General features: G+C 41.6%; 5 protein-coding genes and 2 pseudogenes. All 7 read right to left on the bottom strand.

The features are described from left to right. A partial coding sequence (locus tag AAC147_RS08350) for an SDR family oxidoreductase (protein WP_047686311.1) occupies positions 1-344 on the bottom strand: 344 nt, incomplete at its 3' end. A 194-nt stretch (positions 345-538) separates the two neighbouring features. Next, positions 539-691: pseudogene (locus tag AAC147_RS08355) on the bottom strand (IS6 family transposase); the annotation flags it as partial. Between the two features lie 74 nt (positions 692-765). After that, complete coding sequence (locus AAC147_RS08360; RefSeq protein WP_156115457.1) at positions 766-1,056, bottom strand: hypothetical protein; 291 nt, start codon at positions 1,054-1,056, stop codon at positions 766-768. 153 nt (positions 1,057-1,209) lie between these two features. Further along, positions 1,210-2,448, bottom strand: a complete 1,239-nt coding sequence (locus AAC147_RS08365) for an IS110 family transposase (protein ID WP_047686317.1) — start codon at positions 2,446-2,448, stop codon at positions 1,210-1,212. A gap of 278 nt (positions 2,449-2,726) precedes the next feature. Next, on the bottom strand, positions 2,727-3,095 hold the full coding sequence (locus AAC147_RS08370; RefSeq protein ID WP_156115458.1) for a hypothetical protein: 369 nt from the start codon (positions 3,093-3,095) through the stop codon (positions 2,727-2,729). A 37-nt stretch (positions 3,096-3,132) separates the two neighbouring features. Beyond that, complete coding sequence (locus AAC147_RS08375; protein ID WP_047686322.1) at positions 3,133-3,402, bottom strand: hypothetical protein; 270 nt, start codon at positions 3,400-3,402, stop codon at positions 3,133-3,135. Positions 3,403-3,625: 223 nt separating this feature from the next. Next, positions 3,626-3,869: pseudogene (locus AAC147_RS08380) on the bottom strand (integrase domain-containing protein); the annotation flags it as partial.

Consider the following 3,869-nt stretch of genomic DNA (forward strand, 5'->3'; position numbering starts at 1 on the left):
GCGCTAATACCATTCATCATGCCTTTCACATTAACATTTAACATTTGTTCCCATTCGCTAGGATCTTGTAATTCCATGCTTCCTAACAGCATGACTCCTGCATTATTAATTAGAGCATCAACGGGACCAAACTTTTGTTCTGCTTGTTCTATTGCTTTGGAAAATGATTTTTTATCTGTAACGTCAACTGCCATACATAATGTATTTGGCAAATTTAGGCTTTCCATTCGTTCTCTTCGTCGAGCGATTAAAAGTAGTGGATAGCCATATGAAGAAAGTAATTTTGCTGTTGCTTGACCGATCCCTGAACTCGCTCCTGTTATTACGATTAGTGGCTTTTTCATTGATACACCCCCATTAAATAAATTTATATGAAAATGATACCTCTTACTGTAAAACGAAAGTTTTTGATGAAAACTGGTTTATTTCTTTCACTGAGATAAAAAAATTATAGATAAACATCAGCCGTTGATCTTTATTAAAGTGTCTGAATTTATTAAGGCACAACACGCAATACTGGTACATATGCAATAAATCAGCGGTAAATAGCGGAACGGTGAACGTAAATTCCGCATTCAGCCAGCATATCACTGACGTTGGCACAGTTCATGGGTGTTGAACCATACCAACGCAAGCACCAGAGAATGATCGTCGGGACGAAATGTTTCCATCTAAAGTCATTAGGTATGATTTAATGTCACAAAAAATGGATGAATAGACTAAGTTTTCATCACAACGCTATTTTTTACAATAATCCCTTAAAAATCATGTGAGGATTTCTTCTATTTCCTGTGTTGACAAAGGTCGTCTCTGATGTTGTTTCTGGATGTCGGGGAAGACGCTAGTAAAGAAGTTTGTCCATCCACCCATTCTCACCCGCAACAGGTCATACATTTCCGGATGGTTTCGCGCCTCGGCAAAAGTCTCCGGATTGGCAACGGTCACTGTCAGTATATTGGAGGATTCACCGCGTACAAATTGCTCAAGGACTTTTACCAGTTCTTCGTGCGGAAAATCTTCCGTAATATTGAAGTCTGTTGGCGCACCGTTTGTCATGGATTGTGATCCCTTTCCCGCAAAACCAGCGAGAGATTGCCTGAAAGAGGCGGTCTGATGATCAATAGGTAGGTCCACAGGGCTGGGCGCGGCACTCATATCGGATATTAGCGTTAACGTCAACTTCACGCCCTGAGACATTTGACAAGTTTTTTATTCTTTAAGCAAAGGTGAATTTCTATCTTTGAGTGCCAGTAAGTATTTTGCTTCGTCGTAACAGGTTCTGGTTTTCCAACAGCGGTAAATTATCCTTATCCATTTAAACGCCAGTGCCCGGATAGCGGATTGATGAGACTTTCCTTTTTCACGTTGCCCCTGATAATACAGTTTGGCCCAGTATGATGATTGAACTGTCTTGGCAGCCCATTCAACAAACGTCTGCCTGACGAACCTGGCACATTGCCATCGCCAGTGTACCCACGATTTCTGACCACTTCGCTCGGTGACCGGAGCGATACCTGTGTAGTTTTGAATTTCTTCTGCACTGCTAAAGCGGTTACGGTTATCGCCCAATGCCGCAAGCATTCGTGGCCCCATGCAGGGTCCCATACCAGGAAGCGATTTAAACAGCTCTGCATCTGGCATGGTATCGAACAATGCTTCAATTCGTTCGTTGCAGGTTCGAATAATATCATTCACCCGTTTGATTTGTAATGCCAGTGCTGTTGCCATGAGTGCATTCGCCTTGATGACACGGGTATCTGTGGTGAGGAGAATCGCATTGGCAATGCTCGCTACGCGCTGTTCTGTATAGGCAACAGCGGGGCCACCTTTGGCGTTCATAAAACGACGAATGGTGTCACTTCTGGCCCGTTGTAATTGTTGCAGGCTGGGCCAGCGGGTAATCAGGTCACAGAATAGCATGCTGTCCCGATGAGAGAACCACTCCAGAGGTTGTGGGTAGTACCGTTTCAGCGTGTTGATGAGCCGATTTACAAAGCGATGTTTGTCTTCAACGAGTTGGCCGCATTGTTCAACTAATTGTTGGAGCAACCGGATATCCGCATTGTCGGGTTCAATGGCTTTTATCTTTTGGGGATAGCGCAGCATGAGTTCTAACGCTAATTCGGCATCCTGCGGATTATCCTTAGCGCCACTGTGCCAAAAGGTCTGCCGATAGCGGGCCAGTGACAACGCATGTATTAGAAAAACGGTGATAAATGGGTATTTTTGAAGAGCGTACACCACGGGACCTTTTTTCAGCTCAAGGGCAATAGCTATCTTGCCTTTCACCTGTTGGTGTAACTCTTTGAGCCAGGTATCAAGTGCTTCTGGTGTATGTTTAATCACATGGAATACGCGCTCACCGTTTTTAAACTGAATACAGACATCATGCTTTTTATCTGCCCAATCCAGACCAATATGAGCAGTAAACTGATTTATCGCAGTCATTACCCTCTCCTTTTTTCATCGGGGATGGGTATGCATTCCACGCTCTTCGAAAGAAATATAGCCAGCACTTTGCATGCATGCCCTGAGTATTCGTTAGTGAACGTGGAGCACTTACTGGCTCGAAAGAAAAGCGGCGATCATCGAATGATTCTCGCTCATTATTCGTAACCAGTAAGTGCATACCCTGAATCACCTAACAGTGTAATTCTGGGGTGTGAATGTATATATTGTGTCAGAAACGGACGTTGCTGGAGGCAGTTAAAACTGGTATTAGTAATTTACAATGATTTAATCATTTCATTTTTCCAATCTTTTTTATATGTCATTCTAAAAGACTTGAATGCTGGTCGTGCCTTATTATATTTGATGGAATGATTAGGATTGACTTCTCGGTAAAGTTCATAAAGTTCACCTTCGGTTTCTTTAGTTGTATTTGCACCGAATATAATTTCATCAAGTTTTATTCGATCGTTAAATGGAATAAAATGCATATCACCACACTTAATTATAAGTTTATCTTGTAATTCTATTATCAATCTTGTCTCTTGCTCGTAACTCCAGCTGTTAAATTTATACTTCAAAGCGGTTTTTGGTTCTAAAATATCATTTTGGTGTATCCTCTTAGAATGATAAACAATATCAGTCAACAAGTCTTTTTCAATAGAAAAAGCTAGGCAAACGCCATTATGCCATTATGCCATTATGCCGTTCAGCATAATGTGCCCATTGTACAGGGTTTTTCCATGATTTACTGAATGAAATTATCCCATATAAATCATTTGCACTTTCTTTTTGTTTTTTTATTTTAGGCCGATATTCCTTGTCTCCAATGTTTGCTGATAATAATTCAAATGGGTCATTTAAATTATTAATACGCGATACTTTTAATTTTTGTTTTCTTACTATTAGTTTTGCTGAATCTAATGTTGTGAAGTGATAAACTGTTCTTAACATTTTAACGACCACCACTCTAAGGGATTTATATCAAAGAATCGCACGGAATACAGAAATAAGGAAGTGTTATTGCGTGTAGTTTTAACTTTGAATAGTCACGAATCATCCAGACATCTCCATACTATTTCTACCGTAGGCTAAGCGTCTGTTGTTCGCTCATAGCTGACGGTCAGGTAGGATAGCGATTAATCCAGATGATTATTTTTTATCAGGGAAAATAGTGTTATTCCGCCTCACCTTCCTGGTAATACACTTGCCGGATATAGCGTCCTCGCGCATCGCCATGCCCCAAATCCATTGATACCAGTGCCAGCGCTTCCTGCTCGCTGAAACCCTGCGCTTTGTAATGTTCACCAGATTGCTGAGCAAAATGGTAACGCATACTGTGCAGGGCATTCTTACCCGCCAGTCCAGAGCTCCTGACAATATATCGGTAGCGGTCTATGACCTGCGTGATCGTCGGTTTA

The sequence above is a fragment of the Xenorhabdus sp. NBAII XenSa04 genome (assembly GCF_963866145.1).
GTDB classification, from domain to species: domain Bacteria; phylum Pseudomonadota; class Gammaproteobacteria; order Enterobacterales; family Enterobacteriaceae; genus Xenorhabdus; species Xenorhabdus indica.

Bases quoted from the DNA above. Each gene is read 5' to 3' on its own strand.
- AAC147_RS08375 (WP_047686322.1), bottom strand. From the start codon at position 3,402: ATGTTAAGAACAGTTTATCACTTCACAACATTAGATTCAGCAAAACTA.
- AAC147_RS08365 (WP_047686317.1), bottom strand. From the start codon at position 2,448: ATGACTGCGATAAATCAGTTTACTGCTCATATTGGTCTGGATTGGGCA.
- AAC147_RS08360 (WP_156115457.1), bottom strand. From the start codon at position 1,056: ATGACAAACGGTGCGCCAACAGACTTCAATATTACGGAAGATTTTCCG.